Annotated in this window: 12 protein-coding genes; 5 read left to right on the top strand and 7 right to left on the bottom strand. The window is 73.3% G+C overall.

The window, feature by feature from the left end; translation table 11 throughout:
- Window positions 1-2: 2 nt before the first annotated feature.
- The 5 genes from OG899_RS21540 to OG899_RS21520 all read right to left on the bottom strand — a co-directional run bounded on the left by OG899_RS21540 (window position 3) and on the right by OG899_RS21520 (window position 5,581).
- Complete coding sequence (locus tag OG899_RS21540; RefSeq protein WP_125498498.1) at window positions 3-1,391, bottom strand: aldehyde dehydrogenase family protein; 1,389 nt, start codon at window positions 1,389-1,391, stop codon at window positions 3-5.
- A 143-nt stretch (window positions 1,392-1,534) separates the two neighbouring features.
- Window positions 1,535-2,878, bottom strand: coding sequence for an ABC transporter ATP-binding protein (locus OG899_RS21535; RefSeq protein ID WP_189427724.1), 1,344 nt, complete (start codon window positions 2,876-2,878; stop codon window positions 1,535-1,537).
- A gap of 368 nt (window positions 2,879-3,246) precedes the next feature.
- Window positions 3,247-3,957, bottom strand: coding sequence for a class F sortase (locus OG899_RS21530; RefSeq protein WP_125498497.1), 711 nt, complete (start codon window positions 3,955-3,957; stop codon window positions 3,247-3,249).
- A complete protein-coding gene (locus OG899_RS21525; protein ID WP_125498496.1) occupies window positions 3,947-4,612 on the bottom strand; it encodes a hypothetical protein in 666 nt (221 codons plus the stop codon). Before OG899_RS21525 ends, OG899_RS21530 begins: the two co-directional genes overlap by 11 nt.
- A gap of 351 nt (window positions 4,613-4,963) precedes the next feature.
- A complete protein-coding gene (locus tag OG899_RS21520; RefSeq protein ID WP_125498495.1) occupies window positions 4,964-5,581 on the bottom strand; it encodes a TetR/AcrR family transcriptional regulator in 618 nt (205 codons plus the stop codon).
- 381 nt (window positions 5,582-5,962) lie between these two features.
- Between OG899_RS21520 and hmgA the strand changes: the two genes are divergently transcribed.
- The 3 genes from hmgA (at window position 5,963) to OG899_RS21505 (ending at window position 9,337) form a co-directional block, all read left to right on the top strand.
- Complete coding sequence (hmgA, locus tag OG899_RS21515) at window positions 5,963-7,279, top strand: homogentisate 1,2-dioxygenase (protein ID WP_168130763.1); 1,317 nt, start codon at window positions 5,963-5,965, stop codon at window positions 7,277-7,279.
- 55 nt (window positions 7,280-7,334) lie between these two features.
- Window positions 7,335-8,084 (top strand): GntR family transcriptional regulator, encoded by a 750-nt coding sequence (locus tag OG899_RS21510; protein WP_168130764.1) that lies wholly within the window; start codon window positions 7,335-7,337, stop codon window positions 8,082-8,084.
- A gap of 77 nt (window positions 8,085-8,161) precedes the next feature.
- Window positions 8,162-9,337 carry a type ISP restriction/modification enzyme gene (locus OG899_RS21505; protein WP_168130765.1) on the top strand — a complete coding sequence of 392 codons (1,176 nt, stop codon included), beginning with the start codon at window positions 8,162-8,164 and terminating at the stop codon, window positions 9,335-9,337.
- 261 nt (window positions 9,338-9,598) lie between these two features.
- Here the strand turns inward: OG899_RS21505 and OG899_RS21500 are convergent, their stop codons facing one another.
- Window positions 9,599-9,865, bottom strand: coding sequence for a hypothetical protein (locus OG899_RS21500; RefSeq protein WP_168130766.1), 267 nt, complete (start codon window positions 9,863-9,865; stop codon window positions 9,599-9,601).
- Between the two features lie 346 nt (window positions 9,866-10,211).
- Window positions 10,212-11,021 carry an SGNH/GDSL hydrolase family protein gene (locus tag OG899_RS21495; RefSeq protein WP_168130767.1) on the bottom strand — a complete coding sequence of 270 codons (810 nt, stop codon included), beginning with the start codon at window positions 11,019-11,021 and terminating at the stop codon, window positions 10,212-10,214.
- A 294-nt stretch (window positions 11,022-11,315) separates the two neighbouring features.
- Between OG899_RS21495 and OG899_RS21490 the strand changes: the two genes are divergently transcribed.
- Entirely contained in the window at window positions 11,316-11,738 is a 423-nt protein-coding gene (locus OG899_RS21490) for a hypothetical protein (RefSeq protein WP_229813803.1), read from the top strand.
- A 1-nt stretch (window position 11,739) separates the two neighbouring features.
- Window positions 11,740-12,834 carry a GNAT family N-acetyltransferase gene (locus OG899_RS21485; RefSeq protein WP_125498489.1) on the top strand — a complete coding sequence of 365 codons (1,095 nt, stop codon included), beginning with the start codon at window positions 11,740-11,742 and terminating at the stop codon, window positions 12,832-12,834.
- The last annotated feature ends 188 nt before the right edge of the window (window positions 12,835-13,022 follow it).

The raw sequence follows: 13,022 nt of genomic DNA, 5'->3' as shown, positions 1-13,022 counted from the left end.
CTTCAGAACTGGAGGGACTTGGTCTGCAGGTACTCGGTCAGTCCGTGCCGTCCGAGTTCACGGCCGACGCCGGACTGCTTGTACCCGCCGAAGGGGGCGAGCGGGTTGAACCGGCCGCCGTTGATGTCGACCTGGCCGGTGTCCATACGGCGGGCGAAGGCGACCGCCTCCGCCTCGTCGCCCGCCCAGACGGCGCCGGCCAGGCCGTAGACGGTGCCGTTGGCGATGCGCAGGGCGTCCTCCTCGTCCTCGTAGCGCAGCACGCACAGCACCGGGCCGAAGATCTCCTCCTGGGCGATCGTCATCTCGGGGGTGACGTCGGCGAAGACGGTGGGGCGGACGAAGTAGCCGCGCTCGCGCGGGGCGTCGGGGCCGCCGGCGACCAGGCGGGCGCCCTCGGCGATCCCCTTCTCGATGTAGCCGCGCACCCGGGCCTGCTGCCGTGCGCTGACGACCGGTCCGATGCGGTCGCCGTACTTGCCGGCGGCGGCCGCGGCCATCTCGACGGCCTCGTCGTACTGGTCGCGGTGGACCAGCATCCGGGTCCAGGCACTGCAGGTCTGGCCGGAGTTGGACATGACGTTGGCGACGCCGACGTTCACCGCCCGGGCCAGGTCGGCGCTGGGCAGGACGACGTTGGCGGACTTGCCGCCCAGCTCGAGGGCGACCCGTTTGACGGCCGCGCCGGCGAGGGCGCCGATCCGCTTGCCGACCGCGGTGGAGCCGGTGAAGGAGATCATGTCGGTGCCCGGGTGCTCGGCGAGGGCCTGCCCGGCGACCGGGCCGAGCCCGGTGACGAGGTTGAACACGCCGGCCGGGACCCCGGCCTCGTGCACGGCCTCGGCGAACAGCTGGGCGGTGAGCGGGGTGTCCTCGGCCGGCTTGACGACGACGGTGCAGCCGGCGGCCAGCGCGGGGGCGACCTTGGCGACGATCTGGTGCAGGGGGTAGTTCCAGGGGGTGATCGCGCCGACCACGCCGACGGGTTCGTGGTGGATCGTGGAGTTGCCCGCCTTCTCCTCGAAGGCGTACGTGGCGGCCAGGTCGGCGTAGGAGGCGGCGACCGCGATCGGCACGGAGGCGTGCACCGCCTGGGAGAGGGCGAGCGGCGCGCCGAGTTCCGCGGTGACCGTCTCGGCGATCTCGTCCTTGCGGGTCTGGAGGACGTCCCGCAGGGCGGCCAGGCGGGCGGCGCGCTCGGCGGGCGGGGTCGCCGCCCAGGCGGGGAAGGCGGCGCGGGCGGCGCGCACCGCCGCGTCGACGTCCTCGGCGGTGCCGGCCGGCACGGTCGCGACGATCTGTTCGTCGACCGGGTTCACCACCTCGATGACCTCGTCACCCGCGGCGGGGCGCCAGGCGCCGCCGATGTACATGCCGTCGTGTGCCTTCATGTGCTCCTCCGGGGCGGGGTGCCTCGTCGGGCCGTCCGCCGCGCAGGGCGGGCGGCCGTCCGCGTCACGGCCTGTCGGTGAAGCCACAAACTAGCGTCGATAGTTTTACGGCGCCAGAGGCTCCGCGCACACACGACCGGGGGTCACTCCGTCAGGTCCGGTGCGCGCTCCGGTGCCGGGCAGACACGCTCGCCGTGGTGATCGAAGACGAACAGGTGCGCGAGGTCCACCAGGAGCGGCACCTGCACGCCGGGCCGGAGGGCGAGGTCGGGGGTGGCGCGCACCACCAGGTCGCCGGGCAGCCGGGGCTGCGCGGCGGCGGGCGGCGGCGGTGCGGGCTCGGCGGGCCGGTCCAGCACGGCCACCGGGGCGCCGCGCAGGGCTCCGGCCCTCTCCCGCAGCCGCTCCAGCACCCTGCTCTCGCGGCGGCGCCTGCGCACCGGCCGGCGGTCCGGGCGCGCCGCCTCCAGCTCGGGCACGTGCGCCGGGCTGGACCCGGTGTCCACGTGCACGAGGACCTCGTGCCCCTGGAACTCCAGGTGCTCCACGACTCCGGTGAGCGGCACCTCGCCGGGGCGGGCGGCGGAGGGTGCGGCGATGCGGACCGCCTCCGACCGCAGTCCCACGACGACCTCGCGGCCCTGCTGGACACGGAGCAACTGGTGGTCCCGGGACAGCGGCTCGGGCAGCAGCAGGGACTGGGTGCCGAGGCGGATGGTCATGGCGCCGCCGAGCGGGGCGCGGACCAGGCCGCGCAGCAGGTTGATGCGCGGGGTGCCGATGAAGGCGGCGACGAAGACGTTGCGGGGCAGCGCGTAGACGGTGCGCGGCGTGCCGACCTGCTGCAGCACACCGCCGCGCAGCACGGCCACCCGGTCGCCCAGGGACATGGCCTCGGACTGGTCGTGGGTGACGTAGACCGTGGTGACACCCAGGTCCCGGGTGAGCCGGGAGATCTCGGCGCGCAGATGGGTGCGCAGCTTGGCGTCGAGGTTGGACAGCGGCTCGTCCATCAGGAAGGCGGAGGGTCGCCGGGCGATGGCGCGGCCCATGGCCACCCGCTGCCGCTCACCGCCGGAGAGCTGCCGCGGGAAGCGGTCCAGGAGGTCCTCGATGCCCAGCATCCGTGCGGTGGCGTCGACGTGGGGACGCGGGTCGGCCGCGGGCGTGGCGATGCGCAGCGGGAAGCCGATGTTGTCCCGGCAGGTCATGTTCGGGTAGAGCGCGAAGCTCTGGAAGACCATCGCCATGTCCCGGCCGGCCGGCGGCAGGTCGTTGGCGTACTCGCCGTCGAGCAGCAGCTCTCCCTCGGTGATCTCCTCCAGTCCCGCGATCATCCGCAGCAGGGTGGACTTGCCACAGCCGGACGGTCCGAGCAGCACCAGGAACTCGCCGGGTGCGATGTCCAGCGACAGCCGGTCCACGACCCGGGGGCCCTTGCTGGTGTAGGTCTTGCTCACGTCGTGCAGAGAGATGGCGCGCGTCATGACACCGTGCCTTCGACAAGTCACCCGAGCGCTGGGAGCGCAGCGCGAGAACGCCTCGTGCGGGACGTATGAGGCCTGTGAGTCACGGAAGTTAACGGAACGCGCTCACCCGGGGAAGACGGCGGACGCGATCTCGAACGGATTCGTGACCGAGTGGGGCGCGTGGCATATGCCGCGGCGTCCGGGGCGCGGCGCGCAGGCGCGGCTCCCCGCCGCCCCGCCCGCGCGCCGCCGGGGACCGTCGCTCCCAGGCCGCACCGACCGTCGGACGTCGTGCGCCCGGCGGCGCCTGCCGCGAGACGTCGCCCACCCGGCCGCGCCTGCCGCCAGACGTCGTCCACTCGGCCGCGCCTGCCGCGAGACGTCGTTCACTTCGTCGACGTCAGGTGGGAGAAGACGACGATGTTGCTGGAGTAGCCGGTGCGGCGGGTGTAGAGGCCGCCGCAGGTGATCAGATGCAGCTCGGGGCGGCGGGCCCGGCCGTACACCTCCTGGTCCGGGAAACGCGTCTTGTCGAACACCTTCACCCTGTCCACGGTGTAGACGGCGGTACGGCCGTCCGCGCGCCGCACCTCGATGTGGCGGCCCGGCTTCACCTGGCCCAGCGCGGCGAACACGGCGGCCCCGGTGGCGGTGTCGCGGTGCCCGACCGCGATGGCGGTGCCCGCCTCCCCCGGTGAGGGCCCCCGGTCGTACCAGCCGACCACCTTGGGCCGGTCCACCGGCGGGGTCTGCAACTGCCGGTTCTCGTCCAGGCCGACGGCGACGACGGGTGCGTCGATCCCGAGGGAGGGGATGCGCAGATGCGTCGCCCGGGAGCGGGGCAGCGGCTCGGGCGGGGGCGCGGACGGAACCGCTCCGGTCGCGCCGCGCGCGGAGGGTGCGGCCGGTCCGCCGGCGCCGTCCGCACCGTCCGCGGCCTGCACGGACGCGCCGGCGGCCCGCTCCGGGCCGGTGGGCTGGTGGGGTCCCGCGCACCGGACCCCCCACACCACCAGGACGGTCGCGAGCACGGCCGTCCTGGTCAGACGGTAGGCGCGGGTCCGGTACCAGGGTCTGCGCCGGCGCCTACGCGGCACGGCGGGGGCGCCGGCGCACCAGCCGGAGGTAGGCGACGGTACTGGTCACGACCAGGCCCACCGCCCCGGCCGCGGCCACCGGGGAGAAGGCCTGCGCGGTGTCGACGAGGCCGCCGCCGCCCGCGTGCACCCCGCCCTTGGGCCCGTACGGGCCGCCGTGCTCGCCCGCACCGCCGTGCTCGCCGTGTCCGTCCTCGATCGGCTTGTCGGAGCCGCCGTGGTGCCGTCCGTCCTGGTGGCAGTTGACGCGGAAGATCTTCTCCTTGGGGTTGGTGCCGATCGTCCAGGTCAGCCGGTACTGCCCGTCCGCCAGCGTCATCTCGTCGGTGTGCCCGGCTCCGGAGTTCAGGCCGAGGGCGATGGCACCGGTGACGGTGGCACTGCTGGGCAGCGGTGGCTGGGCCTGGATCGTGTAGCCGACGGTGGTCAGCTCACCGAAGTTCGCCGCCTCCAGATAGAACTTGCAGACGACCGGGTCGTCCTTCGGCACTCCGTAGGGCACACCCACGCGGTGGATCCTGATGTCGCCGGCGTCTCCCGGGGCGGCCTTGGCCACCGGTGCCGCCAGCCACGTGGCACCCGCCAGGGTCAGGGCCGTCAGGGCCGCGGTCGCACCGACACGGGAGCCGAGGGTGCGTGGGGTCAGGGTGGGCATGGCGCGCTCCTCCGAGTCAGACGATTTTCATACAAATCGCTCGTTCACCTGACTCTCTTTCACACCCCTCCATCCCGGCGCGGGAGCGACACCCGACGCGCCGTCACCAACCACACGACCGGCCCAGTCGCCCACCCCGACGGCGGACACGCCGTGCCGCGCACGCCGTGCCGCGTCCGTCGTGCCGCGCCCGCGGACGGTGCGCGCGGCGGGCGCGCGGCGGGCGCGCGGGGAGGAGAGGGCGTGGGGACAGGGCTCAGGGGAAGGCGGGCAGGACAGGGTGGACCGGGCAGGACGAAGCGCACCGGACCGGGCCCGTGAGCCCGGCAGGTGGGCGCCGTCGGAGGTCGGTCAGTCCAGGACCCGGCCCAGATAGGCGCACAGCAGCTCCCGGGTCTCCGCGATGATCTTCTCGTCGCCCTGGGGGTCGACGCGGAAGGCGAGCTGCACAAGGGTGTCGGCGGTCTCCACGGCGATCAGGAAGACCCGGCGCAGATCGTCGTCGGGCTCGCGGCCCAGGCGGCCGGAGAGCAGGGTGACGAGGCGGTCGGCGACCCGGTGGTTGGGCTCGGTGCGACGGACGCCGAGCGGGATCTGATTGCCGAAGTCGACGAGCGAGAACCCGGGCGCGGTGCGCTTCATCAGCAGGTACTCGTCGAACACGGCGTCCACGGCGGCCCGCCAGTCGCCGTCGGCGGCCGCCTTCAGCCGCTCGGTGACCCGTTCGGCGTACCGCTCCAGGTTGCGCTGGGCGAGCGCGTCGGCCATGGCGCGCTTGTTGCCGAAGAAGCGGTAGAGGGAGCCGATGGGCACGCCCGCGCGGGCGGCGACGGCACGCGTGCTCAGCGCGTCGTAGCCGACCTCGTCGAGCAGATCGGCGCAGGCGTCGAGGATCCGGGTCAGCCGTTCGGCGCTGCGCCGCTGCACGGGTGCGCGGCGGAGCGGAGTCGCAGGAGGCACGGGTCTCATGATGCCGCCCCGTGCGTTCCGGGTGAAGCTCTCGTTCCGGGGAGCTTCCGAAGCGCTCCCCCGGTGCTCCGGGGCCCTTCGGTGGCACGTCACGGGCGCTTCGGTGGCACCTCAGGTGCACCTCGGTGGCACCTCAGGCGCACCTCGGTGGCACTTCAGGCGCACCTCGGCAGGCGCGTCCGGGGCGTATCGGGTCGTCGTCCCGAAGGGCGCCTGCCCGCGCACGGCGCGGAGACCGCCCCTGCGGTCCGCCCCCGGCACGGGACCGGCGGCCGACGCGTGCCGCCCGGCGGGACAGGTCCTCTTGCGCCCGGGTCGGCCCATTCCTACGGTGGCGCACAGGATTCAGGACGCACATCTGGCACTGCGTGAGGAGCGACGATGAGCGGGGACGCACGCAAGAGGGCGGAGGGGCTGTCCTACCTCTGCGGTTTCGGCAACCAGCACAGCTCCGAAGCGGTTCCGGGCGCCCTGCCGCAGGGCCGCAACTCCCCGCAGCGCGCTCCCCTCGGGCTGTACGCGGAACAGCTCAGCGGCACGGCGTTCACCGAGCCGAGGGCGCACAACCGCCGCTCGTGGCTGTACCGCATCCGCCCCTCGGCCGCTCACCCGCCCTTCGCCCGCACGGGGAACGGCACCCTGCGCACGGCTCCGTTCCGCCAGACCGTGCCCGACCCGAACCGGCTGCGCTGGGATCCGCTGCCCGAGCCCGCTGCGGGCACGGACTTCCTGGCCTCGCTGTGGACGCTCGGCGGCAACGGCGACGTGGCGCAGCGCACCGGCATGGCGGTGCACCTGTATCACGCCACCGCCTCGATGGAGCGCGTCTTCAGCGACGCGGACGGCGAGCTGCTGATCGTGCCGGAGAAGGGCGGGCTGCTGCTGCACACCGAGTTCGGGCAGCTGCACGCCGAGCCCGGTCATGTGGCGCTGATCCCGCGCGGGGTGCGTTTCCGGGTCGAACTCCTCGACGCCACCGCCCGGGGGTACGTCTGCGAGAACTACGGCAGCCCGTTCCGGCTGCCCGAGCTGGGCCCCATCGGCGCCAACGGGCTCGCCAACCCCCGTGACTTCCTGGCCCCGGTGGCCGCGTACGAGGACGTCGAGGGCCCGGTGGAAGTGGTGAACAAGTTCTGCGGCAATCTGTGGGCGGCGACCTACGACCACTCGCCGCTCGATGTGGTCGCCTGGCACGGCAACCATGTGCCGTACGTCTACGACCTGCGCCGTTTCAACGTGATGGGCACCATCTCGTACGACCACCCGGACCCGTCCATCTTCACGGTGCTCACCTCGCCGTCCGACACCCCGGGCCTGGCCGGCGTGGACTTCGTGGTCTTCGCGCCGCGCTGGCTGGTGGGCGAGGACACCTTCCGGCCGCCGTACTTCCACCGGAACGTGATGAGCGAGTACATGGGCCTGATCGAGGGCGCCTACGACGCCAAGGCGGAGGGGTTCGTGCCGGGCGGCGGCTCGCTGCACAACATGATGTCGGCGCACGGCCCGGACCGGGAGACCTGGGAGCGGGCGAGCACCGCCGAGCTGCGGCCGCAGAAGCTGGACGACGGGCTCGCGTTCATGTTCGAGACCCGCTGGCCGGTCGCCCTCACCCCGCACGCGCTGCGCGCGGAGCATCTGCAGCAGCGCTACGACGACGTGTGGCGGGGCTTCGAGCGGCACTTCCGCCCGGCGCACTGAGGGTCCCCCGGCAGCCCGGCCGCCGCCCGGGGTGCCCGACCGGTACGGAGGGCGCGTGACCTGGTTCGCTCCGGACTCCATCGTCCTGAATCGCAAGCTGCCGCTGTGGTATCAGGTGTCGCAGTCGCTGCGCGCCTCGATCCTCGGCCGCTCGCCGCAGGACCCGCTGCGCCTGCCCACCGAGGAGCAGCTGGCCCGGCACTACGGGGTGAGCGTGCTGACCATGCGTCAGGCGCTGAAGGAGCTGGAGGAGGAGGGGCTGATCAGCCGGCACCGGCGGCGCGGCACGTTCATCGAGCCGGCCGCCCGGCGCGGCTCCCCCGTGCGGCTGCTGGGCTCCGTCGACGCGATCGTGGCCCAGCAGTCCGGCATGACCAGCGAGCTGCTGGAGCACGGCACACGCCCGGTGCCCGAGCGGCTCGCCGAGCACTTCCCGGACCTGGCCGAGGTGGCCGTGTACCACCGGCTGCGCCGCGACGACGAGACCGGCGACCCGACCAACCACGCCCGCAACCATGTGCGTCCGGAGCTGGCCGCGCGCATCGACCCGGACGACCTGACCCGCCGTCCGATGACCAAGGTGCTGCGGGACGTGGCGGGCGCGGACATCGGCCGGATCACCGACACCGTGGAGGCCCGGCTCGCGGACCCCGAGACGGCCCGGCTGCTGCGGGTGCCGCTGCTCAGCCCGATCCTGCACTACACCGGGGTCACCTGCGACCGGTCGGGGCGGGTGCTGGACGTCGCGGTCATCCGCTACCGCGGGGACCGCTTCTCCTTCTCGGTGACGCTCGACGCGAGCTGACGCGCCCGGCCGGCGTCGCTCCCCGGGGTGCGCAACCCGGCCGGCGGCCGGTCGCCGGGTCGGTGCCGCGTCGTACGATGCCCCGCGTGACGCACGACGACGCTCCGCTCCTGGCGGACCTCATGCCGTGGTCCGTCGCATCGCCGCGGCTCGGCCGAGGCTGGCCGGCGGCCCCCGACGCCGCCAGTCTCAAGGCCCGGTGGGACGCCCTGCTGAAGGCCGAAGGACCCGACCGGGAGGCCCTGTTCGAGCCGACCCGCGCCCGCACCACGCACACCGCGGTCGCGCAGCTTCCGGGACGCACCGGCGGCACCGAACGGCTGGCCCGGGCCGCGGGTCCGTGCCCCGATCCGGTACGGGTGCTGGCGGGGCCCTTCGACGAGCAGTGGCTGATCCCCGATCACCGGCTGATCGACGTGGCCCGTCCCGAGCTGTGGCGGGTCGCGGACGAGCGGCAGATCTTCACGGTCGAGGCCGCCGCCACGCCGGCCCCCAGGGGGCCGCTGCTGCTGGCGACGTCGCTGCTGCCGGTGGCCCGCGCGGCCCGGATCCGCCCGCTGTACCGCCGCCCCGGCGCCGCCGACCCGAACCTGGCGCCGGGCCTGCTGGACCATCTGGCCGTCCGGCTCGGGCACCGTCCTCAGGCGCCGGACGTGCTCGCCTGGATCCTGACCGCGGTGCGGCCGGGCCCGTCCGGTCTCGTGGTCCCGTTGACCGGGGACGCCGAGGTGTGGGCGCGAGGCGTGGAGTGGGGGCGTCGGCTGCTGTGGCTGATGCGCCGTGACGGCGAGCGTCCCAAGCTGCCCGGCGGCCGCCGCCCCTATGTGCGCGCCGCGCTGCCGGCCCGCCCGCCGGCCCTGCGGTACGACCGTGACGAGGAGGCACTGCTGCTCGGTGAGGGCCGGATCGCTCCGGTGCCGGCCGAGGCGTGGGACTTCGAGGCCGGCGGGGTCCGGGTGCTCGAGCGGTGGTTCGAGGCCCGCGTCGCGGAGGGCGATCCGGGCACCCTCGGGGCGATCCGCCCGGCCGAATGGCCGCAGGAGTGGACCTCGCAGCTGCTGGAGCTGATCACGGTCCTGGCGCTGCTGTCCCGTACTCCCCCGTTCTCCGCGTCCTGGCAGGTGACGGACGAGATCACCGCCACGGAGCTGCGGGCGGCGGGTGTGCTGCCGGTGCCGGAGCGGGCGCGCCGGCCGGCCACGGTCCTGGACCACCCCGAGGAGGGGCCGGAGGGGCAGTTCGCGTTGGTGTAGCCGGCGCCGGTCCGGATCGCGTCGTTCCGGTTCGTGTCACGAGGGCGGGGATGCCGAGGTACTCGGCGACGTCGGCCGGGGCACCGGGCGGTGCCGCGGCCGGGCGCGGGCGACGGATCCGCGCCCGCCGTCCGGCGGGGCGCCGTCGCCGCGCGCCGTGGGGATGACGGGCGGCGGGTGCGCGATGCCGCGCCGGGGAGGTGGTCCGGGCGCGGGGTGCGGTGGGCGCTGTGGAGCGGCCTCGGCCGGGGCCGTCGGCGCTCAGTGACCGCCGAACAGCGAGCGGCGCAGTCGGCGCAGCGGCGCGAACAGCGACACGTGCCGGACGCGGGCGTGCCGGCCCGAGACGTCGTGGGCGCCATGCGCGGTCAGCTCACGCAGCAGCGAGGCCGCCTCGAGCGTCTCGCACCGCGGGACCGTGGGTCCCGCCAGCACCGCCAGGTGGCGGTCGAGGCGCCTGCTGGTGGCGCTGCTGCCGCAGGTGATCGCAGGGACCCTGGCCCTGCTGCGCACTGTTATCTGTTCCATGTCACTCCCCACCCGTACGAGTCCGCCCGGCCCGGGCGAGGCTAACCCTATCGCCCCACAAGGGCACAGGGGTATTGCGCCCCCAGGATTCATCTGGCGGCGCAAGGGGGTTGACGGCTACTCTCCGAATCCGCCTGTGACAGGCGGGAGTTGACGAACCGCTGATGGGCGGGGGCGGTGCCGTGCGCCGCCGGGCCGCGGATCACGTCGTGTGACCGGACGAGCGCCCCCGGACCGGGGCAGGTCCGAGGGCGCGTCACCGGTGCCGGTGATCCGGCCGACCGCCGGCGCACCGGGCGGGTGTGCGGGCCCGGTGCGCCGGACGGTGCGGGCGGTACCGGGCCCGTCAGGCCGCAGCGTCGAGCACCGGCAGGTAGCCGCCGGACTGGCCGGCCGCCGTGGGGTGGTAGGACTGGCCGAGGTTCAGCCAGTCCACGCTGTGCAGCCAGGAGCTGCCGGAGCAGATCTCGTGGCCGCTGAAGGTGGTGCGGACGTCGCCGAAGGTGAAGCCGTGGTTCGCGGCGATCTTGGCGATGGTGGCGTCGAGGTGGTCGGCGGCGCCGTTGATCGCGGAGCGCTTGGTCTCGGACAGGCCGAGGCAGGTCTGGCCGAGCAGGTAGAAGCGGGGGTAGCCGAGCACGACCACATGGGCGGACGGTGCCTTGCTGCGGATCGTGGAGTACAGACGGTCGAGTTTGCCGGGCAGGGTGTTGTCGACGTAGGCCTTGGCCGTGTCGATGCGGGACAGGCAGGTGCTGTCCGACTGCAGCACACAGGTCGTCATGACGTCGGCGAAACCGGCGTCGTTGCCTCCCACGCTGATCGACACCAGGGAGGTGGAGGAGTTCAGCGGTCCGAGCTGGTCGGCGAGGACGTCGTCGGTCGTCGCACCGGAGCACGCGGTGAAGGCGAACGACGAGGGCGAGTGGGCGGCGTTCCACAGGTACGGGTACGCCTTGGTGCTCCGCTGGCAACTGCCGCTGGAGTCGATGTAGCTGCCGGCGCCGACACCGGAGGAGTAGGAGTCGCCGAGAGCGACGTATCCACCGGCGGCGGCCCGCTGATCCGATGCCTGTGCGGAGGCCGCTCCGGTCAGGGTGAGTCCGGCGGCCAGGAGTAGAGAGCCGATATAGGCGACAAGTCGGGAACGTCTCATGGAACCTCCCTTTAGCAGGATCGCTGCGTCAACCGTGGTACCAGCTACGCGTGTTGACTGGAAGTGTTCATGCCAACTTTGTTGCGAAGCGGACCGCTGATCGGAGGGAGACGGGGGCGCACGCAAGCGGTGATGCGCCGTCAGGAGTGACCCGTGCGACGGACGGAGAAGCAGTGGTCACCGACCGGCGCGGATCCGGCCGCCGACTACCGGTCGTTTGTGCATCTTGACGGCCCGTGCACCACTGAGCGACATTGAAGCCCGGCATCCGGCGCTTCGGGGGGCAAGTCGCCCATGCACTCCACAGGCATCACCACAGAACCATCGGACGGCGAACGCGCGCGGCCGGGGCCGGGGAGAGACCTGCCGCCGCTGCTCGCGGGCGCGGTCACGGCCGCCGCGGGGACCGGCCTGGTGCTCGCGCTCATCGACTCCTCCTCGCCGCTGCGCGGCCCGCTGACCCTGCTCTTCCTGCTCGCGGCGCCGGCCGCCGCCGTCGCGGCCTGGTTGCGCGGGCTCGATCCCTTCGGCCGCGTACTGGCCTCACTGGCGGGAGCGGTCGTGCTCGACATGACGGTGGCCCAGGCGATGCTGGCGCTGCACCGGTGGTCCGTCCACGGCGGGATCGTGGCCGTCACCGTGGTCAGCACCCTCGTTCTCCTGCTGGTTCCCCTGCGACGGCCGCGCGGCCGCGCGGCGAGAAGACAGGGCGTGTGACGTGGACATCAGCGTGTACCACCCGGGCGAGCTGACCGCCGCCGACCGGGCGGCCTGGACCGCGATGCAGGCCAAGGCCCATCTGCACGGCTCGGAGGAGCTGGCGAACCCCTTCCTCTCGCCCGAGTTCGCGCTCGCCGTGGGGCACTGCCGGCGCGGGGTGCGGATCGCGGTGATCCGTGACGGAGGCGAGCCGGCCGCGTTCTTCCCGTTCCAGCGCTCGGTCGCCGGGGTCGGCCGGGCCGTCGGGCTCGGCGTCTCCGACGCCCAGGGCCTGGTCCACCGGCCGGGGTTCACCTGGGACGCCAAGCAGCTGCTGCGGGCCTGCGGGATGGCGGTGTGGGAGTTCGACCACCTGGTGGCCGGTCAGCCGCCGTTCCAGGAGTCGGCCACCGGCGCCTTCCCGTCCCCGGTCATGGACGTCGGCCAGGGATACGACGTCTATCTGCGCGAGCTGCGGGCCCGGTCGCCGAAGTTCACCCGGACCACGCTCGCCAAGGAGCGCAAGCTCGGACGGGACGCCGGGCCGGTGACGTACGTCCACGACGAACGCGACCCGGCCGTGCTGCGGACGCTGATGACCTGGAAGTCCGCACAGTACCGCCGCACCGGGCGCAGCGACCGGTTCGCCCACGAGTGGATCACCCGGCTGGTCACCCGGCTCTTCCACACCCGCTCCGAGCCGTTCGCCGGGATCCTGTCGGTGCTCTATGCCGACGGCCGGCCGGTCGCGGCGCATTTCGGTCTGCGCACCGAACGGGTGCTCGCCTGCTGGTTCCCGGCCTACGACCCGCAGTACGCGAAGTATTCACCGGGACTGGTGCTGCATCTGCGCATGGCCGAGGCGGCCGCCGCGGACGGGATCGCCTATCTCGATCTCGGCCGGGGCCAGAAGGAATACAAGGATTCCCTCAGAACACGGGAGTTGCAGGTGTACGAGGGCTGGGTGACCAGGCGTCATCCGGTGGCGATCGGTCACCGTGCGCGCCGCGCCCCCGTGCGGGCCTTACGGAATCTGGTGGTGTCGCGGCCGGAACTTTTCGAACCCGCCGATCGAATCCTGAAGCGGATGGGAAAAATCCGTTCGCGCTCCTGAACGAGAGGGAGTACTGCGCCTGACGGCAATTCCAACAAAAGCCCGAGGCGCCACTCCAGGTCTTGCCATACTGGTTCAATCGTCAATACCGTCGTACATCTCACCCGCATCGGTACGTCCCGCGCGTGGTCCCAGGGGAGGGCGTTCGGGACCGGGGCGCGCCGGCGCGGGGCGCGGTAGGGGGGTGC

This window comes from Streptomyces thermoviolaceus (genome assembly GCF_045209695.1).
GTDB lineage: Bacteria > Actinomycetota > Actinomycetes > Streptomycetales > Streptomycetaceae > Streptomyces > Streptomyces thermoviolaceus.
Note: the sequence above shows the minus strand (reverse complement) of the source record. Positions and strands in the feature narration are given on the sequence as shown.

Bases quoted from the DNA above. Each gene is read 5' to 3' on its own strand.
- OG899_RS21500 (WP_168130766.1), bottom strand. From the start codon at position 9,865: ATGGAACAGATAACAGTGCGCAGCAGGGCCAGGGTCCCTGCGATCACC.
- OG899_RS21520 (WP_125498495.1), bottom strand. From the start codon at position 5,581: ATGAGACCCGTGCCTCCTGCGACTCCGCTCCGCCGCGCACCCGTGCAG.
- OG899_RS21490 (WP_229813803.1), top strand. From the start codon at position 11,316: ATGCACTCCACAGGCATCACCACAGAACCATCGGACGGCGAACGCGCG.
- OG899_RS21495 (WP_168130767.1), bottom strand. From the start codon at position 11,021: ATGAGACGTTCCCGACTTGTCGCCTATATCGGCTCTCTACTCCTGGCC.
- OG899_RS21535 (WP_189427724.1), bottom strand. From the start codon at position 2,878: ATGACGCGCGCCATCTCTCTGCACGACGTGAGCAAGACCTACACCAGC.
- OG899_RS21540 (WP_125498498.1), bottom strand. From the start codon at position 1,391: ATGAAGGCACACGACGGCATGTACATCGGCGGCGCCTGGCGCCCCGCC.
- OG899_RS21525 (WP_125498496.1), bottom strand. From the start codon at position 4,612: ATGCCCACCCTGACCCCACGCACCCTCGGCTCCCGTGTCGGTGCGACC.
- hmgA (WP_168130763.1), top strand. From the start codon at position 5,963: ATGAGCGGGGACGCACGCAAGAGGGCGGAGGGGCTGTCCTACCTCTGC.
- OG899_RS21505 (WP_168130765.1), top strand. From the start codon at position 8,162: ATGCCCCGCGTGACGCACGACGACGCTCCGCTCCTGGCGGACCTCATG.